A 26,164-nucleotide genomic window follows, 5' to 3' on the forward strand; every position below is an offset into this window, starting at 1 on the left:
GTGCCCCCAGGACCATGGGGGGCACAGCCGCGTTGGGGATGCTTCGTTCTCGGGGACGGGCCACCGGGGTGATGGGTGGTGGCGGGGCCCTCGTGGTGCATGGGGTGATCAGTTGTTGTGGTCGATGAGGGTCTTGAGGTCGGTGACCGTGTAGGCGAGGTCGAAGTGGAATCCCCTGCCCGTGCGCTGGACGGGCAGGTCGGCGAGTTCTTCGCCGTGGGCGGGGAGGAAGGCGAGGTCGGCGGTGCCGGCCCAGGCGTCGCTGACGGCGGCGCCGTCCAGGACGGACATGACCAGTTCGTGGACGGCGGGCTTGTCGTGGTGTCCGGCGGCCAGGCGGGGGAAGTGTCGGAGGTTGACCACGGGGCGGCTCATCAGGGCGGCGGGGTCGGGGACCGGCTGTTCGAGGGTGATCTTGGCCTCGGCGATGCGCTGTCCGGCGGCGGAGGCGGTGGCGCCGAACTGTCCGCCCGGGCCGAGGACAGGGGTGCCGGGACCGCCGACGGAATAGGCGCGGGTCTGGTGTACGGCGCCGAGCTTCTTGGGGAAGCCCTGAACCCAGCCGCGGGCCATGGCGGAGTCGTTGTCGACGTAGATGTAGGGGCACCAGGCCACCGGCGCGCCGTTGTAGTGGGCGTCCAGGGTGACGAGGAACTCCCGGTACTGCGAGCGTGCGGGGTCCAGATACTCCAGGCCCGTGGAGGAGTACTGCCAGTCGATGAACATCGCGACGCCGCGGCCGGCGGAGTCCGGGTCGGGGGCCAGGCCCTCGGGCAGAGTCGCTGCGGCGGCGGCCGGGTCGGTGAAGAACTCCACACCCACCACGGTGCCGGCGTAGTGCCACGGCGGGGCGGGCGCCAGGTTCGCGATGCCACGGGGAGACAGGGGGACGGTGTAACCCTTCATGCCACGTCCTTCGGGAAGAGACTGGAGTGAAACGATACGTAGCGTTTCATCGATGAACGCGACCGTAGCACACCTTGACCCGCGTGCGAAACGATACGTATCGTTTAACTCATGGCACCCGTCTTCTCTTCAGGTCCGGCGGCCGGTGGTCCGCGTTCCCTTTCAAAGATCCTCGACGCGGCACGGGATGTCCTGTCGGGGCAGGGATACCCGGCACTGACCATCGAGGCCGTCGCTGCGGCCGCAGGCGTCGGCAAATCGACCATCTATCGCTGGTGGCCCAGCAAGGAGGCACTCGTCGCCGACGCGCTCGCCGAGATCTTCCGCGCCGAGGAGATCCCCGATCTTGACGACACCCACGCGGAACTGCGCCACGCCGTCGACATGACCATCGACAACTACGCCAACGAGGACATGGCCACCTCGCTGCCCGCACTCGCCGGCGGCCTCCTCCCCCACCCCGAACTCATGACCCGGTTCCGGGAGGCTTTCCTGTACCGCAAGCGCGAGAACATCGCCGCAGCACTGCGCCGCGGAATCCAACGCGGTGACCTGCCCCACGACCTCGACATCGATCTCGTCCAGGACATTTGGGCCGGCACCATCCTCTACCGGCGACTCATGACCGGCTCCCCCCTCGACACCGACCTCGCCGAACACCTCGTCCGGCTCGTCACCAACACTCCCCCGCTGCTCCCCCACCGAGAAGCAGGGGTGCCCCCAATTACGAACACGTGACACGGGCTGCGTACAGGAGTCTGCGGTGCGGGTGGCGCATGCCGAGCCGCAGCTATGTCAGCTCTTGTAAATCCGATGGCCTGATGGGTCCGCCCGACTAAGGTGCGGGTGAGGGAGGTGGGCCGATGGGTGCGTCGATGCTCTACGAGGTGCTGGAACCGCTGCCGGACGCGCGCAGTGCTCTACTGTTCGCACGTCAACTGCTCGCCCGATTCGGTGCCGGAGCGCCGGACCTGCCTGCCCTCTGCTTCAACGACATCGCCACGCAGGAGCAGTTCCATTACGCCCGGCAGTACTTCACCTGCGGTACGTTCCTTTGCTCGAAGCAGGACCTCCAGGACTCGCGTGTCCAGGAACTCTGGGAGACCCTGGACCGCTTGGGCTTCCGGGACACGTCCTTGGGTTGGGTGGAGACGGAGCTGCAACCTGAACTGGCGTCCCTGTGGCCCTTGCCGCAGGGAGTGCAGTTCCAGCTGATGAAGGGGAAGACGCCCTCCACCTTTCCCATCCGTGACTCCGACGAGTGCACCGAGACGGAGATCGACGGCGCGGTCGCGGCCTGCGGCCCCCTGTCCATCGACATCTCCTGGTTCTCGGTACTCCGAGGTCTACCGAACTCCAACCTCTGCGGCGTCCAACTGTGTCTCAACAGCACATGGACCGAGCAGTGCAGTGAACCTGACCCAGGGAGGCACACCGTGTACCTGTCCATCGGCACGCGTAACTCGGATGCGGACGCACGGGATTGGCTGCAAGGCACCGGACTTCGCTTCGGAAAATCCCAACTGGGTTGGTAGACGGTTCGCCAGGCCCCTCAGACGGCGAGAGGTGCGGCTACCCGCCCCACGGTGAAGACTCACGCAGCGCTCTCCGAGAACCCACGCGTCACAAACCGGCGAACCCATGTGGTCACGCACTGGAGCGGGTGCCGAGTTCAGGTCTTCAGCTGCGCTCGCGCGTTCCGGAGCGGTGAGAGGCCGTCGAAGATGATGGTCAGCATCCGGTCTCGTACCTCTTCCTCGAGGTGGGCGTGTGCGGAGGCTCGTGATGTGGCAACGAGCAAGGCGTACACCTCGGGCAGTTCGGCGTCATCTCGGACGGCACCGGCGCGTTGGGCATGACGAAGCAGAGCACCGACGGCTCGACGCAGTCCGTCCGATGCCTGAGCGGCGTCGCCGCCGTTGTCACCACCGGCCTCGAACAGCGCCTCAGCTATGGCGATTTTGCCGGCCGCGTCGGCGACGAGGTGGCTGAAGAAGTCGAAGAACGCCGCACCCGGGTCCGGGGCGTGAAACAGCGTTTCGGCTTGCTCGCGCAGGCGATCGAACCGCTGCACGAGAACGGCCTCCAGCAGCGCCGCTTTGGTGGGGAAGTGACGGAAGACCGTGGCGATGCCGACGTTGGCCAGGCGGGCCACCTCCTCGGTGGACGCAGACTGGCCACCCTTACCGAAGACCTCTTCGGCGACGTTCAAGATCCGCTCGCGGTTGGTTCGCGCGTCAGCGCGTTGCGGCCGTTTGCCGCCCATGTCTCGGTTACCTGAGGTGCTCATCGCGCTTTCACTCGTATCGCCGTATCTCACTATCCGAAGTCACGACTCCGTATACTCGGAGTCCGCACTCCGGATAGTAGTGCGACACCACTAACGTCGGCGCCGACGACAGGAGAGTGCCCATGACCCAAGTCCTCAGCCCGCGGGAAGTCTTCCTCGCGCTCGTGAACGGTGTTGCGGAGGGCCGTTGGAGCGAACTACCCGATCTGTACGCGGAGCAGACCCACGTCGTGCACCCGTTCGACCCGCTTCGTGCTGCCGCGCTCCGTACCCGCGACGAACTGCGCGAACACTTCAGGCCGACCGACTCCGGCCCCCGGCTGCAACGTCGGGCAGCCAACATCACGATCCACGAGACGACCGACCCCGAGGTCATCGTCGCCGAGTTCGAGTACCAGGGAACAGTCACGGAGACCGAGGAACCCTTCGTGCTCCCCGGCATCTTCGTACTGCGGGTGCGCGACGGTGAGATCATCAGCTCCCGCGACTACTTCGACCATGTCACCGCCGCCCGAGTCCGCGGGCAACTCGACACACTTGTCGCAGCCGTGCAGGCGAGCAGTGCCACCTCGGCCTAGAGCGTGGACCGATTCAGATCTTCATCGGAGACTGCGGAGCCAGATGACCGCGCCGGATAGGTGGCGTTCGGCGAGGTTGCCGGGCGGGGTCTTGTCATGGTGGATGGCGAGCCCGCGCCACTCCTTGATCTTGTTGAACAGCGTTCCACCGCTGCCGCCCGCATCTGGAAGACCCCGGACCTGGCCCAGAGGTGGAACCGCCCGTGGACGGTGGACCAGGGCCCGTACCGCTCAGGAATGTCCCGCCAAGGACCGCCCGTACGGGACCGCCACGTCACGCCGTTGACGAGCCTGCGCAGGTCGGGAATGAGGCCACCACGTTCGCCCAGCGGCAGCAGCGATTCGAACACAGTCCACTCGTTGTCCGTGAGATCACCCCGGCTCAGCCCGCCTGTTTCCCGTCCCGGCCTGGACGGGACGGGAAACAGCTAACCCGTTGTCCCAACTCGGCACACGACCTGGGCGCTGTGGACAAGGATCGAGATGTACTGGGTGAGCTGGTGGGACGGGGCCGGGGTCTGGCATTGGCGCCCACAGCCTGGGTTTGTTGATCACGAGAGTGGTCGGAAGCGTGACCCTGGCTTCGAAGGACCCGTTGGCGGGTGCGTTGACCGAGGTCAGTTTGTACGACCCGCCTGCCGTAGCGGTTGCTTGCGGTCGCCCCTGAGCCTTCTGCTCCTCCATCGAGAGGCTCAACTTCGCACCGCGGTCCCAGCGGATCCCGAAGGACACCGCCTTCCCTGGAGCGCAGCCCGTGCCCTTGAGCGTGATCGTGCCGCCGGGCACGGTCTCGGCCGGCGAAGCGACCATAGACTTGGTCGACTCGGTGACCCTGGGCTGGAGTGCGCGGGGCGCCGTCGGACCGGACGCGCTGGATCCGGAACGCCCGGAGCCGACCAGAGGGAGGACGACCACCGCCATAGCGGTCACCGCCATGGCCGCAGCCGCGACCGTCGCGGCCTCGCGGAACGTACGGCGACGCCAGGGCACGACGCCGCAGGTCAGCGACCGGCGGCTGCTGCGAGGCGCGGGTGCCCTCCTCGACGAGATTGCGAAGACTGTACTCAGGGTCGGCCATGGCGGGACAGGGCTCCTTCCGGATCCGCGGCGAGGTGGCGGGCCAGCTTCGCGCGGACTCGGGCGAGCCTGCCGCGCACGGCGCTCACTGGCAGGCCCAACTGCTCGGCGACCTCTTCGATCGGCAGGTCCAATACATCGTGCAGCAACAGCACGGGGCGCTGGTTCACCGGCACCCGGCGCACCCACAGCTCCGGCATGTCATAGGCCTGGATCCGGGGCCAGCGGTCCAGGGCCCGGATGAACGCCTCCTGCACGACGTCCTCGGCCTGCTCGAGACTGCCGGTGACCGAGAACAACTGACCGACCAGCCGCGCGTACGCCGACTGGTAGAACTCCTCGAACCCCGTCAGGTCGGCTTGCCGCCCTCGGCCTCCATTGCTTTCACGTTCCACTCAGCTGGTGCCCACCGGGGCCGCCTCCACGCGCTTCTGAGCGGGAGTCAGCGCCAGCCACGCAAGCTGCGCCTCAGTGGCCCTGCCGTCCGCCTTCAAGTGCCCGACCAACTTGTTGGCCTTGGCGACCTGGACCGCGGTCGGACACTGGTTGACGCCTTGATCTCCATCTGAATCTTCAGGAGCAGTTGGTTCTCCTCGGACATCTGAGACTTGGTCCCGTCGCTGGAGGACACCTTCGTCTTCGCGGGTTGCTGGGCCGCGGTCTGCGACTGATTGATGGCCTGACGCTCGGTTCCGTGATCGGACGAGGCGAGCGCCGTCGTGGCCAACACGGCGCAAAGACCCGCGGCGGCCACGCCGACAGCGGCAAATCCCCATGTGCGGTGCTGCATAGTCGATCCTTCGTTCATCCTGGAGGAAAGGTCCGACGGCCTGAACCACTGGGGCGAGCCCCACCGTCGTCTCACCACCCCCACGCCACAGACGTCCGCCGAGCACACACTGCACGACCCTTCGTCATCAAATCCTGACGAAACACGAGTGCCCCGGCCAACGAGCATGGCCCAACCAGCAGTTGCCAGTGCTGGACTCCCGAACAACCGTCATCTTTCGGCGTCACCCGAGGGACCGGGGCATCTGTCCGAAGAGGGCGAAGAAAAGGATCTCGCCGAGCCCTCCCCCCTTGCGGAAGAGCTGAAGCGTGGGTTGCAGCGCCGCCAGGGCCTCCTGCTGAGCCGCGGCGGCGGCTTCCTCAGCGTCGGCGAAGGAGCGGTGGAGCGAGGCGACGGACAGGTGTTTCGTCTCCTGCCGTGCCTCCGCGACGGATGGGGAAACCCAGCCGACGGAGCCTGTTTGCGCAGACCTGTCGTGCGCCTTTCCCACGGTTGGTGAGACAGGCGATTAAATACCGGAGCATGACTACAGAGCCGCAGCGCTTCCGTATCTTGTTGGTCCCTGAACACGTCGAGAACAGAGGCGGCGCCTCTGTGGAGGACTCGGCCGTGCGATCGGCAGTCGTCGAGGCGACGGGCGAGACGGGCGCCTCGGGCTACCCCCGCTACGCAGGTGACGGGATCGTGGCCGACATCGACCCCAGTACACGCACGGTCGAGGCGGTGCTGGTCGATGGCGCAGAACTGGACTACGGGCTGAACGTCAGGATCGCTTCCTGATCGTTCCTGGTCTCCCGGCGGCGCCGCGTAGCGAGTGCCACCGCCTGTTCGATGGCCCGTTGAATGCAACGGGCCATCCAGCAAGGGGCCAGAACGTTCGTTGACGCCGACTGACTTCGTAACTGACAGCCGACACCACTTGTCGCCGAGTTCGGACTCCCCGAGTCGAACGGAAGTTCGTGCGATGGCTCGGGCTGCACCCAGGGGCACGACGCGGGTTCCCAACACCCTCTACCTCCGGCATTCACTCCCGGGGCGTACTTCTTTCACCCGTTTCACCCGGTTGGAGTGCTGGCCGAGCCTGCCGGTGCGGACGCCTGAACAATCCGTGTCATAGATCTCACGGAAAGCGAGAACGGCATGCCAGCATTTCTGGTCCCGGGTTCACGGAGCCGAATACGTCGCGTACACGTCATGGCGGCCGGGTGCGCCGTGGCCATTTCTACGGTCCTGGCGGCCCCTGTCGCCGCGGACGGCGGCAAGACCACAACCTCGACCACGGCCAAACCCACCATCGTGCTGGTGCACGGGGCGTTCGCGGACGCCTCCAGCTGGAATGGGGTAGTCGAACGGCTCGTACGCCGCGGCTACACGGTCATCGCTCCCGCCAACCCCCTGCGCGGGCTGTACTCCGACTCCACCTACATCGCCTCCGTGCTGGACAGCATCAAGGGCACGATCGTGCTGGCTGGTCACTCATACGGCGGAGCCGTGATCAGCACGGCCGCCGCGGCCAACCCCCGGGTGAAGTCCCTGGTGTACGTCTCGGCACTGATGCCCGACGTGGGCGAGAGCGGAATGTCCCTGGGGGCCAAGTTCCCCAGCGAACTCGGCACCGCCACGAAGTCCGTTCCCTACCGGGCCGGCGGCGTCAGCGGGACAGACCTGTATCTCAAGCCCGACAGGATCCATCCGGTCTTCGCCGCGGACCTGCCGGTAAACACCGCGAGGGTCATGGCGGTCACCCAGCGACCTGCGGCAACGACCGCGTTCTCGGAGACGGCCAAGGTGGCCGCCTGGAAGCACATCCCGTCGTGGTTCCTCGTCGCGAAGCAGGACAAGACCATCAATCCCGACCAGGAACGCTTCGAGGCGAAACGCGCGGGTTCACACACGGTCGAGATCAACTCCTCCCACGTGGCCATGGTCTCCCACCCCGACGCGGTCACCGCCCTCCTCCTCCAAGCCGCCACGGCGGCCGATCCCGCCCGGCCTGCGCTGGCCGCCACCGGAACCACCCATGACGCCCGGGCCGAGACCGCACTCACCGGCATCGCCGCCAGCACGTTGATCGCCGGCACAGGAGCCGTCCTCCTGGGCCGCCGCCTGAGGCGCTCCCGGCCCTGACAACGCTCCGGGACGGCGTCATCCCGCGGCTGATGGCGAGAGTGGCGGGCGAGGGACGTGCGTGGGTCCGCCGACCGTCCGGTCGGCGAACCCCGTGATCAGCAGCGGTCAGTTGACGGTCACAGAGTCCTTCGCGGCGGAATGACGTTGGGGACGGCTGCGGGGACGGAGGAACGTGCGGCCTCCGGGCGGCGCGAGAAGCGCGATGGTGACGGGTTGCCGGCAGTACGGACAGTGCCGGGGCGCGGTCAGCCCCAACGGGTTGCGTTCCAGGGTCGGTTGGCGGGGCGAGGCTAGATGTGGCGCTGATACCAGGTGCCTGGCTTACCGCCGACATCGGCTGGATCGGCAGGGCCGACCGGGACGAACCCGGCTTTGGTCAGCACCTTCTGTGACGCGGCATTCTCGCGGGCCGTAGCCGCCCTGAGTGTGCGCAGCCCGTGCCGCGTCGCCGCCAGCTGACACAGATTCCGGACAGTCGCGGTCGCCACGCCGCGGCCGGCAACGTGTTGCGCGACCCGGTAGCCGAGTTCCGCGGTGCGCTCCTCGATGTTGACCAGGTTGAACCGGCCGAGTACCGAGCCATCCTCGGCGACGAGCACATAGAAGGCGCAGGTGTCGGCCTCCTGCTCAGCCAGCAAGGCGTTGTGCCGGTCGGCGAACTGGTCGAAGAAGTCGTCGCCGCGGTCGGAGATCGCGGCAGCGAAGTAGGTGCGGTTCGCCAGCTCGAAGGCCAGGACCGCCGACGCATGGCCGGCCTGAAGTCGCCGCAACTCGGGCATGGCCCGACTCTACCCAGATGGTGCGCTGAGGCCACCTGGGTTTCCGCCGGGCCCGCTGGCCTGCCTGGCGCTTGGCGAACGTCATGTGGGCACAACGGACATGCGACACGGCAGTGCCGTCAAAGTCGAATCTCCTCGGTTGATCTGTCGTAGTAGAAGCTGGGCTTACGCGCGCAATGCTCTGCCACATGGGAAAAACGAGCAGGTCCGGCGAACGCTTGACCACTGGGTGGGGAGGTTCAAGGTTCTGGCAGCGGTTTCGTGAACGACGAGGTCAGACTGTGGCTTGGTCGGGAAAGCCCTGGTCATGGGGGTTGCGCGGTTATCGGTTGCTCCAACCTGCCTGCGCTGTACATTCGTTGAGCAAGTCCCAAGCCTGACGGAACGCCACCAGCAGGCCAGTACTGAACTACGGAGCCGGCTCCGAGCTGTCGCGGCAGAGTTGGGTGGCCGGGTCGGCGCACGGCTGTGCAGGAAGCTCTCCGTGCCCGGCGGGCGAATGAGACTGCGTTCGCCTTCCGGCGAGACGTTCGCTACGAGACCATCCTTTTCGATATCGAGAGCCGACGGCCGGTCGACGTCCTTCCGGACCGGACCTCCGAGACGCTGGCCGCTTGGTTGCACAATCACCCTGGGGTCGAGGTGGTGTGCCGTGTCCGGGCCGGTGCCTATGCCCGCGCCGTCAAGGAAACCGCCCCGCAGGCAATCGAGGTGGCAGATCGCTGACAGCTGCTGCGCGACCTCTCGCTCACGGTGGAGAAGACCTGCCATGAGCATCGCTCCTGCCTGCAGAAGTATGCCGAACGCATCCAGCGGGCCGGGCCGAGGATGCCGGCACAGGAGGCCCTGCCGCCGACCTTGATCGTGGACCGGGTCGTACGGCGCCACGAGGAGATCAACCACGACACCAGCTTCGACGTCCTACTCGCATCCGGCCGCGACCGCAGGAACGTACCCCTCGACCCTCGACCGGTTCAAGCCGTATCTGCAGAGCGAGTTCGCCGCCGGCAACACCGTTGCCACCGAGCTGTACCAGCAGATCCGCGAACGAGGCTTCCGCGGCGGGTACTCAACACTCTCCCGCTACGTCGGGACCCTGCTTGACGGCACAGCCGTCCCGGCCCCTGCGCCCATCCCGACTCCCCGCAAGATCACCAGGTGGATCATGCGGCCACGTGAGAACCTCCCATCGCGAGAAACTCATGCTCTGGAGTAGGTCCGCCTGGCCTGCCCAGACATCACCCTCGCCTGCGACCTGACGCGCGCCTTCGCCGACCTTGTCCGTCACCGCCGCGACCACCTGGTGGGCGATTGGATCCGGCAGGCCGAAGGCTGCGACCTGAGGTCAATCCACTCCTACAGCTCCGGCGTGGTCGAGGGCCACGTCTGCAGAATCAAGCTCCTCAAACGGAGCATGTACGGCCGCGCATCCTTCGCACTCCTCCGAGCGCGGATTCTCACCCCGCCGTGGTGCCGACCCCCGTGCCGAAACTCAGCTCGGGTTGCGCGGAGATTCGTTGCGCAGCCTCCATATTTCCTTCCACTGCCGGGCGTGATCGGCCGCCAACAGCGGGTCGGGCGCGTCGGCCCGCTGCACCGCGAGGCTGACTCCGCATTCCCTGCACAGTTGATGGATCCGGTAGACGCCGTCGTGCCAGGCGCTGGTGTTGTCCCGGTTTCCGCACACACGGCACGTCAGCGCAGGAGCTGCATCGGGCGGAACCGACGAACGGAGCACCCGCTCGACGACCACTGGCAGCGGCTCGTCGGGATGGATCGTCGGCTCGGGACAGTAGGCGATGTTCCCCCACCCACGCTGCCAGCCCCGCCAGGACTCGTCTGCTTTCACCTGCCGAAAGCCACGTGCTTTGTCCGCTCGGCGACTGTTGGCATAGGCACGTTCGTCAGCTAGCCAGAGCTGTCGGGCGTGGTGCAGTTCCTCGACGGCGCGTATCAGAGAGCTCGGATCCTTCTCCAGATTCTTGGGAATCCCCGCACTGAGGCAGAGGTGGTGATACGTGGCTCGGAAGCCATAGGGCGCGAAGTGGACGAGGCAAGACCGCAGATTTGTATGCCGGACACGCGCGGGCCGGCCCTCGTCGTAGACCCGTCTCTGGTGCGTGTTGAAGCTGCTCATCCCAGGACGCTACGGCCTGCCGAGCGCGGATCGCACTTCACTTTGGCGACCCAAGGTCTCGCCCCGGCAGTGCCCTTCACGAAAATGCTGCCGGAACCAGGTTCAAATAGCCCCATCAACGTCCTTTACCTCGCCGGCACGTGCGGGCGGTGCAGGACTTCCTGCCGCTCAGCGCGTGAGAGACGGCCGGCACGATGCCGCCCACGAGGTGCGCGCCGGGCACCGGCAGCGGACTGAGGGTTACTGTCCCCTCGCAGCGGAGCCGGTCGCCGTCTCACCCAACCCATTCGACACAGTGCGTGTCCACCTCGTCCGCGCTCGCGCCCTCCGGAGCACCGCTGAGCCCCGCAATCGAACGCCATGCCCATAGCCGCCCGTAGGCACCCTGCACGCCCGAGGTGCCCATGCCGCCGATCGACGCGGTGGCGAAGAGCAGGCGCCAGATTTCGTCCACCGGACGGATGGCGATCTCAAAGCGATCCGTGGGGCCGAGCCCGTCGACGCATGCCATGGGCAGGGCCAGCAGCACAGCGGGACCCGCTCGGGTGCGATGGTTTCGTCCAGCATGAAGACCCAGGCGCCGCAGTCACCCCACTCCCCTGCCTGTACAGCGGCGACGATGCTCTCGTATATGTCCGTGGTGGCGATGTCGCGAAGGGCGGACCGCTCGGTCGTACGTGGTGTCGGCGGGCTTATGCGGCCCTCGTCGGGTAGCCGGCTCGGCACCCCGCTGCCGGAGCCGCGTATCGAGCGGCTCGGGAACTCGGCGTCGGCCTCGAAGTCGCGGCGGTGCACCGGCAACCAGGTCAGGGGGTGCCAGCCAGATCGTACGAGCGGCCAGGAACGCAGCGCCGGGAACGTGTCGATATCCACGCCGCGGAGCACCAACTCCTGGAAGAGACAGGCGCGCAGCTCGTCCAGCCGCTCCCACTCGCGTCCATCGAAGACGGTGGCTGCCAGGTCGGTGACCTGCTGGTGCTCCGCGAGCAGTGAGGCGACGAAGCGCGGCAGGAGGCCGGAGCCCGCAGTGTACAGGCGCTTTTCGTCGAGGAGTCGGAGCAGCTGTACGAGGCTGCCTCGGCCGGGAGTGAGGGCGAGTACCCGCACCACGTGGACCAACTGGCGCTCGTACTCCCGCACCTGTTGCACAGCGGCCGCGCGCAGATCGGCCAGCTGCATCCCCAACTCGCCCACGTACGAGGCGTCACCCTGCACGGCGCGCTGCTCGGCCTGGCCCCATACGAGACCGCCGAGATCGCCCTTGGCGTCTTCCACGGTCTGTCACCTTAATCCTCGGCCACATGCAGCGGTCGGGCCGGTGCCTTGGCACCGCAAACACGTGCCGCACTTCTGCCGCGCCTCTACCCGTCAAGCGGACCTTCGGACGGCTCATGCACCAGCGCCGCCTCACCCGCAACGACGAGACCCACCCGCAGCGCGAACTGACGCTACGCCTGACTTCGAACCAAACACTTTCCCAGGGCAAAGCACTCTTTGAGTACCTGCCTTGATCCGCGCCCCGGTGCTTGCGGTGTTGCGCTCCACTGAGCGAATCCGACGGCGACTTGGGCGCCGGGATCGGCATCCTGGTCCCGGTCCGGAGTCCCAAGGGCCACGCGATGTGTCGCGGCACGCCTGGCGTGCCGCGACGCATCGCTGTGTTCATTGAGAACCGGATATCCTCCGAACACATTTTGATCCCCAGAGATATTTGCGATGCAGAACACGCTCCAGGCTGATCAATCGGAGAAACGATGACCCCCTTCGACCGCATCGTCAATCCAGAAACCGTGGTCGGAGGGAGCCGGTGAAGGCAGAGCTACGGAAGGCGGCGCCTGTGAAGACGCTGCACTATGCCGTGACGGTCGGCTTGGCCAGCCTGCTCAGCTATTGGCTGACCATCACCATCATGTCGGACGTCCACCTGTCACACGAAGACGGCCGACTCGGCGGTATGTGTGCCGTGATCGCCACGATTTTTGTGCTGCGGGCGAGCCGGCAGAAGAGCCTCCATGCGGCGTTCGCCCGCATGTCGGCGACGCTCGTGAGCTTCGCGCTGTGTCTGGCCTACTTGGCGATCTGGCCCTTCCACCCCTGGGGCCTCGCTCTGCTTGTGGCGATCAGCGTGCTGATCCCTGGACTGATCGGCCAGCCCGACGCCGAGGTGACCGCGGCCATCAGCACCACGGTCATCATGGTCGTCGCAAGTCTCAGCCCGCAGGAGGCATGGAAGGAGCCGATCCTGCGTCTGGCTGACACCATCATCGGTGTGGCCGCCGGTATCGCTGCGGCGATCCTCCTGAACGAGATCGGCGGAGGGAGGCGCGGAGGCCGCAGTTCTCAGCACGACGGGCCGCAGGCAGATCCGCCAGACTGACCCTCGCCCGAGCAGTCGACGACATGCTGCGATGGACCGCTGCACAAGAGAGCGTCCTGACGCCCTCAACGGAACCGGAGGGCCAACCGTCCGCGACTGCCGAGCCGGAGACCGCTGCGCCGGACGGGCCGACCCGCCTCACCGGGGCGGTCTTCTCTCCGTCCCCCGTCGCCGCTAGTGTCTTCTTCTGCCCGATCCCCCCTTCGATCTCGATTCCTCGATCTCAACACTCAATGTTTCTGCCGGCGCTGGAGCCGACGCCGACGCGGACTTCGATTCCGCCCCGTCGACGTCATCATGGACGACTCCTGGCGGCGGGGGACCGTGCCCACGACGGGCGCCGTCCGCCCGGACCGTCCCACCGCGCAGCGGAAGGTTCACCGTGACTCCGCGGCACTGGTTTCGTCGTACCGCACCGGATTTCCGCCGTAGCGTACGGGGATTTCGCCGTACCGTATTGGCTCGGACGGAAACCGTCTCCTACTGTTCAGCCCTGCAGACCCCCGGCGCGACGGCCTTCTTCCTGGCCGCGGCTCCTGCCCGGGTCGGGGTGGCTATGGCCGGCCTCGGCATCGTCTGGCTGGTCCATGCCGAGACCGGATCCTTCGGGGTGGCCGGCCTGGTAACTGGCTCGTTCGCCGTGGCGGAGACCCTGGTGGGCCCGCAGACGGCCCGTCTCATGGACCGTTTCGGACAGCCGCGCGTCCTCGTCCCCCTCTTGTGCGCTCACGCCGGAGCGATCGCCGCCCTGGTCGCGCTGACTCTGACAGGGACTCCCGTGGTCCCACTGATGGCGGCCGGCCTCGCCGCCGGGGCGACCATCCCGCAGTTCGGTGCGCTCTCCGCGGCCCGCTGGTCGGCCTTGCTGCACGGCAAGGCCGAACTCACCCCGGCCTTCGCACTCGAAACGATCAGCAACGAAGTCGCCTTCCTCCTCGGTCCCACCCTCGCGGTGCTGACGGCAACCCAGGTACACCCGGCCGCGGGTACGGTGCTGGCGGGGGCGCTCGTCGTCGGCGCCGGACAGGCCTTCGCGGCGCTGCGTCGTACGGCCCCGGCGCCCGCCCCGGATCGTACGGCCACCCGGGGCCCGGGGCCTCTGTTGACCCGGAACTTCGCCACCCTACTGACGGTCAACCTGGCCCTGGGCGTCTTCTTCGGCTCGATGCAGGTCTCGGTGAGCGCCTTCGCCTGCGTTCACCACGCCGCCGCGGCAGCCGGATTCCTGTACGGACTGATGAGCGCGGCAAGCCTGCTGGCTGGTCTCGCCTACGGGCGCCACCACCGGCACGCCCCGCCCGCGGCCCAGCTGCCCCTGATCCTGACCTTTCTCGCCTGCGCATCGCTGCTCCCGCTCCTGGCCAACTCCCCCTGGCAGCTCGGTCTTGCCCTGCTGCTCCCCGGTGCGGGCGTCGCTCCGTGCATCATCGTCTCCTCGACGCTGATCGAGTCGGTCATGGACCGGTCGGTCCTGACCCAGGCCTTCACCTGGACAAACTCCGCGAGCGCGGCCGGCATCGCTGTCTCTGCCGCCACCGTCGGCCGACTCGTCGACGGTCCTGGCGGCACACGAGCCGGCTTCACCGTCCCCTTCCTCGCCCTGACCGCAACCGCAGCCCTGACCTGGGCCAGCCGTCACGCCCTCACTACGGGTACCACGGCATCCAGGCAGACACCGTCGACCGGTAGCGGTCGGCCGCGGGCGTGATGGTGGTCCAGCCGGCGTGACGGCGTAGACCGTCTTCGTCTGGACCTTGCCCGTCTTGGTGTTGACGCGGCGTCGCTTGATCTCGACGACTTGGAGAGAATGGGGAAGAGTGATCCGGCTTAGAAGGTGCATACCTTCAGCCGTCGGCCTCGCGTCGTCCATGCCCGGTCGTGCGGGTGCGGTCCAGCGGCGGCATCTGCTGCCAGGGCAGGCGGCGCAGTTGTCGGCGCAGCTTCTCCTGGTTGCCCTTGACGACCAGGAGGTAGTGCCCGCCGGCAGCGACGATGCCTTTCGCGGTCTTGCGCTGGGCGTGCATCGCGTCGGCGGTGACGACCACACCGCGCAGGTCGAAGCGGGCCAACAGCGGGGTCAACGCCACGGGATCTCGTTGCTTTTGGCCGCCACCTGGCGCTGGGCGATGACGGTCTGGCTGCAGTGCAGGGCGGCAGCCGGCACGTGGCCCGCCGTCTTGCTGCCGGTGCCCAAGCCGCGCACCGCCTCGCTGCCCGGGTCGAGTCCGACGCGGACCTCCGGATCGGCGTCCGCCGTGTACCGGGCGGTCTGCGCGAGGGAGCGGGCTTCGCCGAGCACCGTCGTCAGGCACAGGGCCAGCAGCACGCCGAGGCGGTAGCGGCGCCCGCGCACACGGCGGGGATCGGCGACGGCTGTCGACGCCTCGGTTTGGGATACGCGGCTCCATGAAGTTTTCTCAACGTGATCCTTTCACCGATCGCCCTGGCGCAGTGCCCGCTGCGGCTGGCCCGGGACGTAGTCCGGGGGGACAATGAGGACACGGCCTGGATGGATCTCGTCCGATACTTCTGTGATCGGAGGGAACGCGGTGGGAGACCAGGAGACTCGAGCGGCGCTGGACCGGCACTGGGCTGCATCTGCTGCCGGGGACCAGGACGCCGAGCACGAGATTTATCACGACGACGTCATCACTGACTATCCCCAGTCGGGTGAGCGCATCCACGGCCGCCGCAATCTACAGGCGCTGCGCTCACACCACCCGGCCAAGCTCACCTTCACCGTCCGCCGGATTCTCGGTAGTGGGGACCTTTGGATCACCGAATATGTGATCGACTACGACGGGAAACCGGCATCCACTATCAGCATTATGGAATTCCACGACGGCAAAGTCGCCCACGAGACCCAGTACTTCGCGGATCCGTTCACTCCGCCCGCCTGGCGTGCCAAATGGGTGGACTCGATGCCCGCGTCCCGGTGGCCAGGCCCGCCACTGTCGACCTGGCAGCTCTCGCCTCCCGACTGACCGAGCAATACCCGCTCGCTGACCGTCCGTTGTCCCTCACATGTGACAGCACTGGTCCCGCACTCGTTCACGGCAACCGGAACGAATTCGAGCGGCTGCTGCGCAATCTCGTCGACAACGTCGTCCGCCGTGCCGCAGACCACATCCTGATCACCATCGGGGATCAGGGCGGCTGGGTCGTCACCACGGTGCGCGACGACGGACCGGGCGTGCCCGCCGGGGACGCTGAGCGAATCTTCGAACGCTCCACCCGGCTCGATAACGCCCGCTCGCGCGATTCCGGCGGCACCGGCCTGGGGCTCGCCATCGCCCGCGACCTCGCCCGCTGCAACCACGGCACGCTCACCCTCACAGGCCTGGCACCCGGCGCATGTTTTCTCCTGCGCCTGCCCGAGGCGCCCAGCCCAGGCGGAGAATGATGTGCCCTCCGCGGTGTGAGCGGCAGGGCCGTCATGGACCGAGGCTGCAGACATCTCGCGTGCCAGGTGATCCCGCGACGCCGGGTCGTCGAGCGGACCTTCGGCCGACTGGTGCACCACCGCCATCTCGCTCGCGACTACGAGAGCAGGCCACACCGCTCCGAAGCGCGGAGAGTCACAACTTCGCGGCGGGGACGGGCCCTAGTAGGTAGCCGCCGTCGGCGACGAACTCCGCGCCGGTCGAGTAGCCCGCGTCGTCCGATGCGACGAACAGCACGAGGCTGCTGATCTCGTCGACGCCGGCCAGGCGCGGGATCGGCTGGTCGTCGATGCCGACGATGAGCTCACCGGTGGCGGGGTCGTAGGCCAGGGGTGTTTCGATGATGCCGGGGTGCACGCCGTTGACCCGGATGTTCTCCCGGCCGAGTTCCTTCGCGCTGATCCTCGTCAGTCCGCGGATGCCCCATTTGCTGGTGCCGTACGCGGCCAGTCCGGCGGCGGCGCCGATCCCGGCGGTGGAGTTGATGTTGACAATGGAGCCGCCGCCGCGTCGGCGCATCGACGGCACGGCCGCCCGCGTCCCCAGGAAGGTACCGACGAGGTTGGTGTCGATCACCTCCCGGAACTCGTCGGGGGTCAGTGACATGGTGGTGCCGACGATGGCCCGCGCCGCGTTGTTGACGAGCACTGAGACCGGGCCGAAAGCAGCTTCTGCCGTGGCGACGGCAGCCGTCCAGTCCTGTTCACTGGTGACGTCGAGCCGGGCGAACACCGCGCGGTCGGCGCCTAGCTCGTCGAGGAGGTCGTCGACCTGCTCCCGTTGACGGGCCCCGATGACCACGCGGGCGTCCTCGGCGGCAAAGCGGCGGACCATGCCGACACCCAAGGCGCCGGCGGCGCCGGTGATGATGACGGTCTTGTCGGTGAAGCGGGGCATGCTCGGATGTCCTTTCCGGTGAGTCGACAACAGGGCGTCACGCCGAGGGTGGGGTGACGTCGTCCCGGTCGGTGGAGAAGGCGATCTCGCGCTGGGCCTCAACGCTTTCCAGCCGAGCGGTGAGGGCGTCGTGGACCAGGCTGTAGGCGTCGGAACCGAGGAGCTGACGCCGCGGCGGCTCCTTGAGGTCGCCGATGCGGATCATGGCTTCGGCGACCTTGCGCGGGTCACCGGGCATGGCCTCCAGGGGCACGCTGTTCTTGCCGTGGGTGAAGTCCGCGGCCTGGGTGCCGGCGTAGGCGGGCAGCTCTGAAGGGGTGATGTCCGCTGCGCCGTAGAAGTCGGTGGCGACCATGCCCGGTTCGATCAACGTGGTGTGGATGCCGAACGGCTCGGTCTCCAGGGCGTACGCCTCGAAGAAGCCCTCGATGCCCCACTTGCTGGTGTGATAGAGCGACATCGCGGGGAAGGCGATGTGGCCGCCCATGCTGGAGGTCTGCAGGAGATTGCCGCCGCCCTGCGCGCGCAGGTACGGCGTCACCGCGCGGGCGAGCTGGATGGGTGCGATCACGTTGGTGTCGATCTGGCGCTGGATCTGCTCGTCGGTCAGCTCCTCTGCCAGGCCGATGAGACCGTAACCGGCGTTGGACACCACCACGTCGATGCGTCCCAGATCGGCGAACGCGTTGTCCACGACCTTCCGCATGCGTGCGGTGTCGGTCACGTCCAGCTCCGCGCGCCACAGCCGGTCGCCGTGTCGCGCGGCCAGGTCGTCGAGGCGCACGGAATTGCGCAAGGTGGCGGCGACGCGGTCGCCGCGCTCCAGCAGCAGCTCGGTCATCTGGCGGCCGAAGCCACTGGAGGTTCCGGTGATGAACCAGGTCCTCATGTCGGTACTCCTTGGGTCGGACGGTCGGTTCCTGACCTCCACTACAGCGCTGCGCCGCGACACGATCAACGACGAACGCTTGCATGTTCAACAGGCAGAGCCTGTCAATATGGGGGCATGGAGCTACGCCAGCTGGAGTACGCCGTTGCCGTCGCCGAGGAACTGCACTTCGGCCGGGCCGCGGCCCGGATGCATGTCACTCAGCAGTCGGTCAGCGAGCAGATCCGCCGTCTGGAACGCGAACTCGGTGCCCCCCTGTTCACCCGCACCAGCCGCCGCGTGACCCTGACCGAGGTGGGCGAAGCCTTCCTGCCCGAGGCACGCAGCGCCATCGCCGCCGTCCGTCATGCTCTCGACGTCGGCCGCCGCGCCGCCTCCGGCACGGTCGACGAACTCCGTCTGGGGTATGCAGAGGATCTTGGTCCGCGCCTGTTCCAACTCGCGGTGCCCGCGCTCCACGCCCGCTTCCCCGCCATCCGGCTGGCTCCGCAACCGATGACCACTACCGCCCAGTTGTCCCAGCTCAGCGACCGCCGCCTCGACCTGGGCTTCTGCTGGACCGCCCAACACCCACCCGAGCTGGCCTCACTGCTGGTGGCCCGCGAACCGCTCGTGGTCGCACTCGCCGCCGGTCATCCCCTCGCGGCCTCGGACACGATCGACCCCGTCCAGCTGTCCCACCAACCCCTTGTCATCGTCGAGCGCGAGGTCAATCCCTGGCTGCACGATCACTTCGTCAGCCAGCTCGAGTCCCGCGGCGCCACGGTGACCGTCCACCGCGAGATCTCCAGCCTCGACCGGCTCCTCCCCTTGGTGCTCACCGGCTCGGCCATCGGACTCACCACCACCAGCGCAGCCGTGGCAAGGCCCTTCGCGGGAATCGTCTACCGCCCCTTCACCGACCCGAGCCCCTACGCCGACCACCGCATCGTCTGGCGCCGCGACAACACCAACCCCGCCGTCACCGCGCTCATCGACATCGTCCGTGAGCTGCGCGACACAGCGGCCTTCCTCCCCCCCGAAGTCCCACGCGCATCCGACATGCCACACCGCGGCACTACCACCGGCGGCACCGGCGGCACCAGGCCGGACTGACCGACATGGTCGTCGGCGATCACCGTTGGCGACGGAACGCTGCGCTCTCTTCCTCAGGCACCGGCCAATTCGGTGTCGGCGGCAACGACTCGCCTGTTCCCGGCAGCCCCAAGGCTGCTGAAAATGAGGGGCCGGTACGCGGGTTGCGCGCACCGGCCCCTCATGTGTGTGCATCCGCCGGGAGGCTACTCCTGGGCGGTCTTGCGGCGGCGCATCCACCACACGAGCGCCCCGCCGGCCACGGCAAGGGCGGCGGCGACACCCGAGATCAGGCCGATCGGGGAGTCGTTGCCGGTGTGCGCGAGGTCACCGCCGGGCTCGCTGGGTGCGGGCGTGGCGGGTGCCGGGGTGTGCGTGCTTCCGCCGCCTCCAGCGCTGTGGGTCGGGGTGGGGGTCGGCTTGCCCGTGTGCGTCGGTGTCGGGGTTGGCGTGGGTGTGGGTGTGGAGGTGCCGGTGTCGTCAGCGGCCGTGTTTGCGCCGAGGAGGACCTGTCCCGTCATGTCGGTGTTGTCGGTGAGGGTCTTCACGCTGGTCTGCGCCTGTCGGGGCAGGTAGCGGTGCTGGGCGGTGAAGCGTGCCTTGCTGACGTTGTGCTTGGGCTGCTTGGACATGTCGACGCCGCCCACGAGGTAGACCTGGACGGTGCCGTTCGCAGGAATCTTGTACTCGAACTCGCCGTGGGTGTAGATGTACCGGTACTTGTTGAACAGGGCCTCGCGGGTCCAGTTCTGGTTGGGCGCGCGCAGCGGCCAGCGGGAGACGTCACCACTGTTGATGATCTTGTGGTAGTCGGTGGGCGTCTTGGCGTCCTGCTGGCGGATGTACTCGGCCGCGACGCGGGCGGTGTAGACGCGCCGCAGGTCGGCGTACTGGGGTGCGGTGTTGATGGTCTTCTCCACCGCTGGGACGATCATCTGGTCGATGACGCGCTGTGCCGCCTTGGTCTCGGCCTCGTTCGGGGTGCAGATCGGCGTGCCGGGGCCGGGAGTGATCGTGGTCTGCGCGGTCGACTTCAGGCGCAGCGGGGTGTCAAGGATGTAGATGCCGCCGTCCTGCTCGCGGACCTGCGCGGTCTTCGGCTCGATCCAGTTGCGCAGGCCGGGCATGCACGGGTAGCCGTTCTGCTTGGGCAGGGCCGCCCAATAGCGTTTGCCGAGGTCGGTATCGGGGTCCATGGCCTTGTAGAAGTCGTGCTTCATCTGGAGGTCGGCTTCCAGGAGCACGCGGCCGGCGTCGGTCTTGCCGAACTTGGCGTCCATGATGCGGTCCGGCTCATCCGGGTTGAGGTTGACCCAGAACTTGTCGGGGCTCAGGGCGAGCCAGGTGAAGAACGCGTCCGAGATGAGCTGGGCCTTGGCTTTGCCGCCCCATCCGGAGTTCTCGGTGGGGTCTTCGTTCGCGTCGAACGCGAAGTCGACGCCCTTGCCCTTGACCGGCTTGCCGATGTACTTCAGGTCCAGGGTGGAGAAGTCGACGCCGCCGGGGCCACGGGGCAGACCACCCGGGTTGGCGACGTTCCTGCGGTTCAGGTATTCCGCCATGTCCTTCGGGGTGGGCCGCGACTCGCGGATCAGGTCGGTGGCGCCCCCTCGGGTGGTGGCGGACTGGCCCGGGGGCTCCAGCAGACCGCTCGTGGCGCGCTGTCCGCCCTTGGGAGCGAGCTCCACACGGTCGGAGCGGTAGTTGTACTCGGTGACCCGGTCCCCGGCGATCTGGCGCATGTCTCCCAGGAACTTCTTCGCGTCGGCCTTCTGGGGCTCGGCGAAGACGAACTTGGCCCGGCTGTCCTTCCAGTTGGGGTCCTTGGCCCATGCCAGGTCCTTGGGGATTTCTCTGCGGTCCGGGCTGCCGTTGGACTTGATCTCCAGGATCTGCTTCGTCCGCGTGTTGTAGGCGTCGAGCTTGCGCCGGTAGGTCTTGCCCGTGTCGGGGTCCTTGAACTCGACCTCCTTCTGGCAGATCCAGTCCGGTCCGACCAACCCGTGATCCTTGATCACCTTCCGTTCGAAGGCCTTGCCGCGGGGGTCGTTCCCGGAGTTCGTGATGAACTTCGCGTCCCGGTAGTCCTCGAACTTGGGGTACTTGTCCTTCTGCTGGAGCCACCTCCACCAGACCCGGTCAGGCTGTGTCGCCGGGGCCTTGGTCAGCTTGGACAGTGCGGCTTCCTTGGTGGCGGACGGCGGTCCGAGGCCGTCCCACTCCTTGGCAGGGTTGACGTACTCGTATTCGTCCCACTGGGACTTCGCGCGGGACGCGTCGAACTCCGGCAGGTCAACGGTCGGACTGGTGCTGCTGGGCAGGCCGTACAACTCGTCACAGCGCTTGCCAGGGTCCAGCGGCTTCGGTGCAGCGGTCGCTAAGGTGATTCCGGGAAGCCCGGTGAGGGCCATGACCGAAGCGCACGCGAGTGCGACGGCCGACCGGCGCAGCGCACGCAACCGCCGGTTGCGTATGGGTTTTGGCACGTGATGTCCCCGTGGGGGCCCAGTAGGGCATGGGGTGTTCGTGGCGCCAGGGGCCCCCGTGGTCGATGTGGCGCCGACGAACGGACCTCACGCTAGACACACGCGTGTACCGGCCGTAGTCGATACACGGTTCGACAACCGGGTCAACTCCCCTTCTCCACAGGACCGTTACATCCGGATCGCGGGCTGCGGCATACGCTCGGCAGCATGAGTCCCGTATCCCCCGGAACGCAGGTGAATCCCCGTCACAGCGGGCACGCGCATCTGGTCGTCGTCCATCCCCCCTTCGCGGCCCCGCTCCAGCCCAACGAGCGGCCGCCGGCTACTGCCCACGACCCGGGGGCGGCCAGGGCTGCGGTGCTGTCCCTGTCGACCGTCTCGGCGATCCGCCGCGAGTACGCTCCGTCGCGGCTGGAACATCCGGGAAGCCCGACCAGCCGGGAAGAGCTGGACGGCGTACGCGCGGCCGCATGGGGCTCCACGGTGAAGATCAGCGACCCGGCGCTTGTCGAAGACGGGGTAATGGCCACTGCTTTGGAGGACGAGTTCCAGGCGCAGAGGAAGAAGTATCCGGATGCACGGATCGTCGCTGTCTGCGAACGCGACTTCGGCGCCTCGTACACGAAGATCCTTGTTGCTGTGCCCGGTACCCCGGATCTGATGGTCGAGGGCTTCGACGAGCTGGAGATCACCGGCGACCCGCCTGCCACTCTGGCCGCTGCGGGGATCGACCTCGACCCGTTGGGTGAGGGATACGACATCAGTGATGAAGGGTTCTTCGACTACGACGGCTTCCTCCATATGCTCACCGGCGGCGCCCTGTCCGTCTACGCGGATGAGGAGCGCTTCGAGTCGGCGTTCGTTGTCGACCGGAGCGAGGAGGGCGAGAACAGCATCTGCGAGGTCTGGTTTCCGTAGCCGCGCCCCGGGTGCCACCGCCGGAGGTCGTGCGACTGAGGGCAGAGCCCGGCCGGAGCACCATCGTCCACGCACTTACGCGCGCCTCCACCGACCCGTCTCGCCCGACAGCGGACGGGACCGAACCGTCCACGGCCTCGGCGAAGTCCGCCAGCCGCAGCTGTCATTCCGCGTTGTCTTCGAGCGCTGCCGGAGCGGGCTCGCCTCTGCCCCCAGCGCGAGAGGAGAGCATCGGCGCAGCTTTGTCGGCAAGACTTGCCTTGTGCTGGTGAGTTCGGCAGCAGCAGCGCCGAAGAACTCCTCGCCGTGCGGACTCCTGGAAACTGCCGCCCTCCTCCGTTTCTCAGGGGTGGAGTCGGCGTTTGTGTTCCACCGTGATGAAGGCCAGCTCGGTCGGTCCATCGTTCTGCAGGTCGTGCAGGATGTACTCGCCATCGGGAAAGGTGAAGTGGCGGGTGTCGCCCGACCGGTAGGTGACCCGTCTGGTCGTACCGTCGTCGGTGTGCTGCACGCTGGACCCGTCGGTGAGGGCGGTCCAGAAGTAGTCGAGGACATGCCGGTGGGCAGGGACTCGTTCGCCGGGGGCCAGCCGGATGCTCCATACCTTCACTTCGTCGGTCTCCGACAGCAGGGCGGAGCCGACCTGGTGGTTGTGGGCGTTGTCGACGAACTCCTGCCGAAGCTGCGGACTCCATCCGTCGAAGTCCTCCGCGATGAGTTCACCTGCCAGCGGTGATGTGCGTGACTGAGTCGTCTCGGTCATATGTCCACCTGCTCGGATTTGATGGTGATGCCCCCTGGTTGACCACGCCCGATGACTATACGACGTACATGGTCGACGTACAGGTACAGGCGAGCATGTACAGAGTATGGTTGTCAACCATGAAGAAGAGTGGAAGCGACGGGCGGACGCGCGAGAGGCTCAGCCGCGAGGCCATCGCAGGCGGCGCCGTGGCGCTGGCGGATGCCGAGGGCCTGGAGGCGGTCACCATCCGCCGTCTCGCCCAGGATCACGGCGTGTCACCGATGGCGCTCTACTGGCACTTCAAGGACAAGGACCAGCTCCTGGACGGCATTGCCGACCGGCTGTTCAATGACGTCGACCTGCCGCCAGTGAGCACGGAGCCCTGGCCTCAGCAGCTACGTGCGGTGCTGCAAGCGCTTCTGGCCGCCCTGCGACCCCACCCGGCGGTGGCCGGGCTCGTCACCTCTCGCATTCTCACGTCGGAGGCCGGCCTGAACATTGCCGAGCGCACCCTCTCCCACCTGCGGCAGGCCGGGTTCTCGCCGGAGCAGGCTGCCGAGATCGGCAGCTACCTCCTCGGCGCGGTCGTCACCCTCGTCACCTGCGAGCCCGGCCAGCGGCACGGTGAAGATGACGAGGCCCACGAGGACGCCATCCGCGTCAAGGCGGCCTCGCTCGGCGCACTGTCCCCGCGCCGCTACCCCAACATCATCGCCTCATCAGGCGCCCTGGCGGCCTGTGCGAGCCCGGACGCCTACTACAGCCTGGGCCTGGACATGCTGATCACCGGCGTCAGCGGAATCGCCACCGAGCCCGTGAAGACCGAGGCCGAAACGACTTCCTGAACGGCGGAGCGAACAGCGCGCCACGCAGCATGCTGCCGGACCGCGCCGCCGACGCCCGACGGGGCTCCTTGGGCGTGCCGGCATGGCGGCAGCGGATACCTAAGCTTTCGGGGCGAGTTGGAAAGTCTCCGCCAGCAGCTCGTACGAGCGCAGCCGGTCGACCGGGTCGTGGGTGAGCGTATTGACGATGATCTCGTCGACCTGGTGGGCACGGGCGAGCCCGATGAGTGCGGCCTTCACCTGATGAGGGGTCCCGGCCACCAACTGCCGACTGCTGTGGCCGACTCGCGCGTCCTCCTCGGCGGTCCAGCTGTGGCTGCGCACCGTGGCAGGTGAGGGGAACGGCTCGTTGTGGCCGAGGTCTTTGCGACTGCGCCAGAGCAGGAAGCCTGCGGTCAGCTCTCGGGCCTTGGTTTCGGTGTCCGCCACCATCACCCGTACCGCGAGTGCGCTTTGGGTGGAGACATGCAGCGTACTGCTGCCGTGGAATGCGTCCAGCGCGGCAGTGCTCAGCTGTGGGCTCAGGAAGTGAGCGAAGGCGTAGCGGGTTCCGAGCGCGCCGGCGAGGCGGGCGGATCCGCTGCCCGCACCAAGCAGCCAGACGGTCGGCGGGATGTAGCCCGGGTAGGGCTTGCCCAGGAGATCGATGACTTCGGCGAACCTGCGCGGAAAGTCCCGCGCGATGCCACCCGCACGGCCGATGCCGAGGTCGACGCGTCCCGGGTGGAGTGCGCCCAGGACGCGGAAGACTTCGGCGACCTTACGTGGCTCATAGCGGGGCAGGAGCACGCCGCCGGAGCCGATGCGCAGTCGGCGGGTGTTCTCGAGCAGACTGGCGACCATGATCTCGGGGGCGGTTCCGGCGAAGCCCGCGGCCCCGTGGTGTTCGGCGACCCAAAAGCGGTGGTATCCGAGGCCCTCGGCGCTCCGGGCGAGCTGGAGGGTGGCGATGAGCGCCTCGGCCGGCGCTCCGCCGGCCGGGATCGGGGACTGGTCGAGTATCGACAGGCGCAGGGTCATGAGGCCTGCCCGTGTGTGGTGGCCGGGATGATCCGGTAGTCGCGCTGGAAGACGAGGTTGTGCAGCTCGGCCGAGGCGATGGCGCGCAGTGTGGGGAGTTCCGCGGCGGCCTGCGTGGGTGTGAACGCGTTCAGGGGCCAGTCGCCCACGGTGCCGCCGCGCAGGTGTGGGTGGTGGAATCCGGCGCCGTAGAAGGCGTGGAGGGTGATCGGGTTGATGCCTACGGCCCGCTGCTCGGGCCAGGTCAGCGCCCATACGGCCGCGGTGCCGCCTTTGGATTTCCGGGCGCCGGTGGCGATGACCTCCCCGGTGCCGAGGAGGAGGTGCGTGTTGGTCTCGTCGAGTGCCTGGCGGGCGTAAGGGTCGAGCAACTCAACTGTGGCGGCGAAGAGTTCTTCCTTGGCCTGTCGGGAGACTGCGTCGCCATGGGTGCCGTCGCGGAGGTCGGCGAAGTGCTTCAGCAGTGCGGCGGTGTGTGCAGGGTCGGCGTCGTACATGAGGAGGCTCTCCTGGTCGGGATGGTGTTGCCTTGCGCGTGAGGCAGAGGTGAGTGACAAGCCCCGGGTGCACGGTCGTCGTCAGGGCCATCTGCCTGCTGTTACTCGCTCCCCCACTGGGCGTTGACCCGATCCGGGTCTGCCGGGCCATCGCGCAGAACGAACAACACACCCGGAGCGCCAAGGAACTTGTGCCGGGCATCCGTCGCATCGACGGCCCCGCCCCCATCGGCAGCACCGCCGCCATCTGAGAGCTGTCTCCGGACCAGCTCGCCCACCCGCCAGG

Annotated in this window: 29 protein-coding genes and 3 pseudogenes; 16 read left to right on the forward strand and 16 right to left on the reverse strand. The window is 67.5% G+C overall.

The window, feature by feature from the left end; translation table 11 throughout:
* Positions 1–108: 108 nt before the first annotated feature.
* On the reverse strand, positions 109–906 hold the full coding sequence (locus KVT44_RS49735; RefSeq protein ID WP_099918469.1) for an acetoacetate decarboxylase family protein: 798 nt from the start codon (positions 904–906) through the stop codon (positions 109–111).
* 111 nt (positions 907–1,017) lie between these two features.
* Between KVT44_RS49735 and KVT44_RS49740 the strand changes: the two genes are divergently transcribed.
* Entirely contained in the window at positions 1,018–1,644 is a 627-nt protein-coding gene (locus KVT44_RS49740) for a TetR/AcrR family transcriptional regulator (protein ID WP_190174678.1), read from the forward strand.
* Between the two features lie 125 nt (positions 1,645–1,769).
* A complete protein-coding gene (locus KVT44_RS49745; RefSeq protein ID WP_217575108.1) occupies positions 1,770–2,441 on the forward strand; it encodes a hypothetical protein in 672 nt (223 codons plus the stop codon).
* Positions 2,442–2,578: 137 nt separating this feature from the next.
* Here the strand turns inward: KVT44_RS49745 and KVT44_RS49750 are convergent, their stop codons facing one another.
* Complete coding sequence (locus KVT44_RS49750) at positions 2,579–3,172, reverse strand: TetR/AcrR family transcriptional regulator (RefSeq protein ID WP_217575110.1); 594 nt, start codon at positions 3,170–3,172, stop codon at positions 2,579–2,581.
* 146 nt (positions 3,173–3,318) lie between these two features.
* On the opposite strand from KVT44_RS49750, the gene KVT44_RS49755 reads away from it, so the two are divergent.
* Positions 3,319–3,774 (forward strand): nuclear transport factor 2 family protein, encoded by a 456-nt coding sequence (locus KVT44_RS49755; protein ID WP_217575112.1) that lies wholly within the window; start codon positions 3,319–3,321, stop codon positions 3,772–3,774.
* Here the strand turns inward: KVT44_RS49755 and KVT44_RS60355 are convergent.
* The 3 genes from KVT44_RS60355 to KVT44_RS49770 all read right to left on the reverse strand — a co-directional run bounded on the left by KVT44_RS60355 (position 3,771) and on the right by KVT44_RS49770 (position 6,131).
* Positions 3,771–4,202 carry a transposase gene (locus KVT44_RS60355; protein WP_308314352.1) on the reverse strand — a complete coding sequence of 144 codons (432 nt, stop codon included), beginning with the start codon at positions 4,200–4,202 and terminating at the stop codon, positions 3,771–3,773. The two genes, KVT44_RS49755 and KVT44_RS60355, sit on opposite strands and share 4 nt — an antisense overlap.
* A 636-nt stretch (positions 4,203–4,838) precedes the next feature.
* Entirely contained in the window at positions 4,839–5,246 is a 408-nt protein-coding gene (locus KVT44_RS49765; protein ID WP_308314346.1) for a sigma factor-like helix-turn-helix DNA-binding protein, read from the reverse strand.
* Between the two features lie 618 nt (positions 5,247–5,864).
* Entirely contained in the window at positions 5,865–6,131 is a 267-nt protein-coding gene (locus KVT44_RS49770; RefSeq protein ID WP_217575116.1) for a hypothetical protein, read from the reverse strand.
* A gap of 32 nt (positions 6,132–6,163) precedes the next feature.
* Here KVT44_RS49770 and KVT44_RS49775 point away from each other — a divergent pair, with 32 nt between their 5' ends.
* On the forward strand, positions 6,164–6,421 hold the full coding sequence (locus tag KVT44_RS49775) for a hypothetical protein (protein ID WP_099918479.1): 258 nt from the start codon (positions 6,164–6,166) through the stop codon (positions 6,419–6,421).
* Positions 6,422–6,853: 432 nt separating this feature from the next.
* Positions 6,854–7,768: an alpha/beta hydrolase gene (locus tag KVT44_RS49780; protein WP_308314347.1), complete on the forward strand. Its 915-nt coding sequence runs from the start codon at positions 6,854–6,856 to the stop codon at positions 7,766–7,768.
* A gap of 293 nt (positions 7,769–8,061) precedes the next feature.
* On the opposite strand, the gene KVT44_RS49785 is transcribed toward KVT44_RS49780, so the two are convergent.
* Positions 8,062–8,550, reverse strand: a complete 489-nt coding sequence (locus tag KVT44_RS49785) for a GNAT family N-acetyltransferase (RefSeq protein WP_217575120.1) — start codon at positions 8,548–8,550, stop codon at positions 8,062–8,064.
* A 468-nt stretch (positions 8,551–9,018) separates the two neighbouring features.
* On the opposite strand from KVT44_RS49785, the gene KVT44_RS61260 reads away from it, so the two are divergent.
* On the forward strand, positions 9,019–9,276 hold the full coding sequence (locus tag KVT44_RS61260; RefSeq protein ID WP_217575122.1) for a transposase: 258 nt from the start codon (positions 9,019–9,021) through the stop codon (positions 9,274–9,276).
* A 766-nt stretch (positions 9,277–10,042) separates the two neighbouring features.
* Here the strand turns inward: KVT44_RS61260 and KVT44_RS49795 are convergent.
* Positions 10,043–10,687, reverse strand: a complete 645-nt coding sequence (locus tag KVT44_RS49795; RefSeq protein ID WP_217575124.1) for a hypothetical protein — start codon at positions 10,685–10,687, stop codon at positions 10,043–10,045.
* A gap of 274 nt (positions 10,688–10,961) precedes the next feature.
* A pseudogene (locus KVT44_RS61265) lies at positions 10,962–11,881 on the reverse strand (DUF6183 family protein).
* Between KVT44_RS61265 and KVT44_RS49810 the strand changes: the two are divergent.
* The 3 genes from KVT44_RS49810 (at position 11,798) to KVT44_RS49820 (ending at position 14,772) form a co-directional block, all read left to right on the forward strand.
* Positions 11,798–11,977, forward strand: a complete 180-nt coding sequence (locus tag KVT44_RS49810) for a hypothetical protein (protein WP_217575129.1) — start codon at positions 11,798–11,800, stop codon at positions 11,975–11,977. The pseudogene KVT44_RS61265 and the gene KVT44_RS49810 overlap by 84 nt on opposite strands.
* Before the next feature lie 547 nt (positions 11,978–12,524).
* Positions 12,525–13,064 carry an FUSC family protein gene (locus tag KVT44_RS49815; protein ID WP_217575131.1) on the forward strand — a complete coding sequence of 180 codons (540 nt, stop codon included), beginning with the start codon at positions 12,525–12,527 and terminating at the stop codon, positions 13,062–13,064.
* A gap of 457 nt (positions 13,065–13,521) precedes the next feature.
* Entirely contained in the window at positions 13,522–14,772 is a 1,251-nt protein-coding gene (locus KVT44_RS49820) for an MFS transporter (protein WP_217575133.1), read from the forward strand.
* Between the two features lie 136 nt (positions 14,773–14,908).
* Here the strand turns inward: KVT44_RS49820 and KVT44_RS49825 are convergent, their stop codons facing one another.
* Together KVT44_RS49825 and KVT44_RS49830 are read right to left on the reverse strand one after the other, a co-directional pair.
* A complete protein-coding gene (locus tag KVT44_RS49825) occupies positions 14,909–15,151 on the reverse strand; it encodes a transposase (protein WP_217575135.1) in 243 nt (80 codons plus the stop codon).
* Positions 15,142–15,417, reverse strand: coding sequence for a hypothetical protein (locus KVT44_RS49830; protein WP_217575137.1), 276 nt, complete (start codon positions 15,415–15,417; stop codon positions 15,142–15,144). The genes KVT44_RS49825 and KVT44_RS49830 overlap by 10 nt, the downstream gene beginning before the upstream one ends.
* 196 nt (positions 15,418–15,613) lie before the next feature.
* Between KVT44_RS49830 and KVT44_RS49835 the strand changes: the two genes are divergently transcribed.
* The 3 genes and pseudogenes from KVT44_RS49835 to KVT44_RS59250 all read left to right on the forward strand — a co-directional run.
* A complete protein-coding gene (locus KVT44_RS49835; protein WP_308314348.1) occupies positions 15,614–16,048 on the forward strand; it encodes a nuclear transport factor 2 family protein in 435 nt (144 codons plus the stop codon).
* Positions 15,982–16,467 (forward strand): annotated as a pseudogene (locus tag KVT44_RS49840) (sensor histidine kinase); the annotation flags it as partial. The gene KVT44_RS49835 and the pseudogene KVT44_RS49840, both read left to right, overlap by 67 nt.
* 66 nt (positions 16,468–16,533) lie before the next feature.
* Positions 16,534–16,635 (forward strand): annotated as a pseudogene (locus tag KVT44_RS59250) (IS5/IS1182 family transposase); the annotation flags it as partial.
* A 7-nt stretch (positions 16,636–16,642) separates the two neighbouring features.
* Here the strand turns inward: KVT44_RS59250 and KVT44_RS49845 are convergent.
* Positions 16,643–17,404: an SDR family NAD(P)-dependent oxidoreductase gene (locus KVT44_RS49845; RefSeq protein WP_217575142.1), complete on the reverse strand. Its 762-nt coding sequence runs from the start codon at positions 17,402–17,404 to the stop codon at positions 16,643–16,645.
* Between the two features lie 37 nt (positions 17,405–17,441).
* Positions 17,442–18,293, reverse strand: a complete 852-nt coding sequence (locus tag KVT44_RS49850; protein ID WP_217575144.1) for an SDR family oxidoreductase — start codon at positions 18,291–18,293, stop codon at positions 17,442–17,444.
* A gap of 117 nt (positions 18,294–18,410) precedes the next feature.
* On the opposite strand from KVT44_RS49850, the gene KVT44_RS49855 reads away from it, so the two are divergent.
* On the forward strand, positions 18,411–19,388 hold the full coding sequence (locus KVT44_RS49855) for a LysR family transcriptional regulator (protein ID WP_217575146.1): 978 nt from the start codon (positions 18,411–18,413) through the stop codon (positions 19,386–19,388).
* 185 nt (positions 19,389–19,573) lie between these two features.
* On the opposite strand, the gene KVT44_RS49860 is transcribed toward KVT44_RS49855, so the two are convergent.
* Positions 19,574–21,853 carry a hypothetical protein gene (locus KVT44_RS49860; RefSeq protein WP_217575148.1) on the reverse strand — a complete coding sequence of 760 codons (2,280 nt, stop codon included), beginning with the start codon at positions 21,851–21,853 and terminating at the stop codon, positions 19,574–19,576.
* 207 nt (positions 21,854–22,060) lie between these two features.
* On the opposite strand from KVT44_RS49860, the gene KVT44_RS49865 reads away from it, so the two are divergent.
* Entirely contained in the window at positions 22,061–22,771 is a 711-nt protein-coding gene (locus KVT44_RS49865) for a DUF6333 family protein (RefSeq protein WP_217575150.1), read from the forward strand.
* A 343-nt stretch (positions 22,772–23,114) separates the two neighbouring features.
* On the opposite strand, the gene KVT44_RS49870 is transcribed toward KVT44_RS49865, so the two are convergent.
* Entirely contained in the window at positions 23,115–23,534 is a 420-nt protein-coding gene (locus KVT44_RS49870; RefSeq protein WP_217575152.1) for a hypothetical protein, read from the reverse strand.
* 38 nt (positions 23,535–23,572) lie between these two features.
* Here KVT44_RS49870 and KVT44_RS49875 point away from each other — a divergent pair, with 38 nt between their 5' ends.
* The gene (locus KVT44_RS49875) at positions 23,573–24,361 is read left to right on the forward strand and encodes a TetR/AcrR family transcriptional regulator (protein ID WP_217575154.1); all 789 of its coding nucleotides are present in this window, start codon (positions 23,573–23,575) and stop codon (positions 24,359–24,361) included.
* Positions 24,362–24,460: 99 nt separating this feature from the next.
* Here KVT44_RS49875 and KVT44_RS49880 read toward each other — a convergent pair whose 3' ends face one another.
* On the reverse strand, positions 24,461–25,381 hold the full coding sequence (locus tag KVT44_RS49880; RefSeq protein WP_217575156.1) for an MsnO8 family LLM class oxidoreductase: 921 nt from the start codon (positions 25,379–25,381) through the stop codon (positions 24,461–24,463).
* The gene (locus KVT44_RS49885; protein ID WP_217575158.1) at positions 25,378–25,878 is read right to left on the reverse strand and encodes a hypothetical protein; all 501 of its coding nucleotides are present in this window, start codon (positions 25,876–25,878) and stop codon (positions 25,378–25,380) included. Before KVT44_RS49885 ends, KVT44_RS49880 begins: the two co-directional genes overlap by 4 nt.
* Before the next feature lie 53 nt (positions 25,879–25,931).
* Here KVT44_RS49885 and KVT44_RS49890 point away from each other — a divergent pair, with 53 nt between their 5' ends.
* A complete protein-coding gene (locus KVT44_RS49890) occupies positions 25,932–26,129 on the forward strand; it encodes a hypothetical protein (RefSeq protein ID WP_217575160.1) in 198 nt (65 codons plus the stop codon).
* Positions 26,130–26,164 lie beyond the last annotated feature (35 nt).

The organism is Streptomyces sp. GbtcB7 (assembly GCF_019091445.1).
GTDB classification, from domain to species: domain Bacteria; phylum Actinomycetota; class Actinomycetes; order Streptomycetales; family Streptomycetaceae; genus Streptomyces; species Streptomyces mirabilis.

What these genes read in the sequence shown, in the direction of transcription:
- KVT44_RS49735 (WP_099918469.1), bottom strand. Translation starts at nt 906, where the DNA reads ATGAAGGGTTACACCGTCCCCCTGTCTCCCCGTGGCATCGCGAACCTG.
- KVT44_RS49740 (WP_190174678.1), top strand. Translation starts at nt 1,018, where the DNA reads ATGGCACCCGTCTTCTCTTCAGGTCCGGCGGCCGGTGGTCCGCGTTCC.
- KVT44_RS49745 (WP_217575108.1), top strand. Translation starts at nt 1,770, where the DNA reads ATGGGTGCGTCGATGCTCTACGAGGTGCTGGAACCGCTGCCGGACGCG.
- KVT44_RS49750 (WP_217575110.1), bottom strand. Translation starts at nt 3,172, where the DNA reads ATGGGCGGCAAACGGCCGCAACGCGCTGACGCGCGAACCAACCGCGAG.
- KVT44_RS49755 (WP_217575112.1), top strand. Translation starts at nt 3,319, where the DNA reads ATGACCCAAGTCCTCAGCCCGCGGGAAGTCTTCCTCGCGCTCGTGAAC.
- KVT44_RS49775 (WP_099918479.1), top strand. Translation starts at nt 6,164, where the DNA reads ATGACTACAGAGCCGCAGCGCTTCCGTATCTTGTTGGTCCCTGAACAC.
- KVT44_RS49785 (WP_217575120.1), bottom strand. Translation starts at nt 8,550, where the DNA reads ATGCCCGAGTTGCGGCGACTTCAGGCCGGCCATGCGTCGGCGGTCCTG.
- KVT44_RS49795 (WP_217575124.1), bottom strand. Translation starts at nt 10,687, where the DNA reads ATGAGCAGCTTCAACACGCACCAGAGACGGGTCTACGACGAGGGCCGG.
- KVT44_RS49845 (WP_217575142.1), bottom strand. Translation starts at nt 17,404, where the DNA reads ATGCCCCGCTTCACCGACAAGACCGTCATCATCACCGGCGCCGCCGGC.
- KVT44_RS49850 (WP_217575144.1), bottom strand. Translation starts at nt 18,293, where the DNA reads ATGAGGACCTGGTTCATCACCGGAACCTCCAGTGGCTTCGGCCGCCAG.
- KVT44_RS49855 (WP_217575146.1), top strand. Translation starts at nt 18,411, where the DNA reads ATGGAGCTACGCCAGCTGGAGTACGCCGTTGCCGTCGCCGAGGAACTG.
- KVT44_RS49865 (WP_217575150.1), top strand. Translation starts at nt 22,061, where the DNA reads ATGAGTCCCGTATCCCCCGGAACGCAGGTGAATCCCCGTCACAGCGGG.
- KVT44_RS49870 (WP_217575152.1), bottom strand. Translation starts at nt 23,534, where the DNA reads ATGACCGAGACGACTCAGTCACGCACATCACCGCTGGCAGGTGAACTC.
- KVT44_RS49880 (WP_217575156.1), bottom strand. Translation starts at nt 25,381, where the DNA reads ATGACCCTGCGCCTGTCGATACTCGACCAGTCCCCGATCCCGGCCGGC.
- KVT44_RS49885 (WP_217575158.1), bottom strand. Translation starts at nt 25,878, where the DNA reads ATGTACGACGCCGACCCTGCACACACCGCCGCACTGCTGAAGCACTTC.